Source organism: Acinetobacter sp. 1566109 (assembly GCF_000582255.1).
Taxonomy (GTDB): domain Bacteria; phylum Pseudomonadota; class Gammaproteobacteria; order Pseudomonadales; family Moraxellaceae; genus Acinetobacter; species Acinetobacter nosocomialis.
Map to the genome: position 1 here is coordinate 1 of NZ_JEYB01000255.1, position 348 is coordinate 348.

The window sequence follows — 348 nt, forward strand, 5'->3', positions numbered from 1 at the left end:
CAATGTTCAAAATAAGAAGAACGATTAAGACAACTAAAAGCACAAAAACAAGCTATTGCTGCTCGTGAAAAAAAGAAAAATTCTGATCGACAAAGAAAAGATGATACTAGACGTAAAATTCTACTGGGGGCTTGGGTTCTAAACAAACTGAAAAATGATGAATCTTTTAAGGGTCAACTAACCGATTTTGAAAAGTTTTTAAGCACGGAAAGTAAGACTGAAGAAAATAGGCAGAAAGATAAAGATCTTTTTAATGGATTTATTTGGGATAAGACCTAAATTTCGCATAAGAGATTTTATGTTAAATAGGTTCGATTAAGCAGATCGTCTTCTAATTTTGAACATTGC

General features: G+C 31.6%; 1 pseudogene. It reads left to right on the plus strand.

Features of this window, described 5'->3' with window-relative positions:
• Positions 1–15: 15 nt before the first annotated feature.
• Positions 16–279: pseudogene (locus J582_RS27470) on the plus strand (hypothetical protein); the annotation flags it as partial.
• Positions 280–348: the final 69 nt, after the last annotated feature.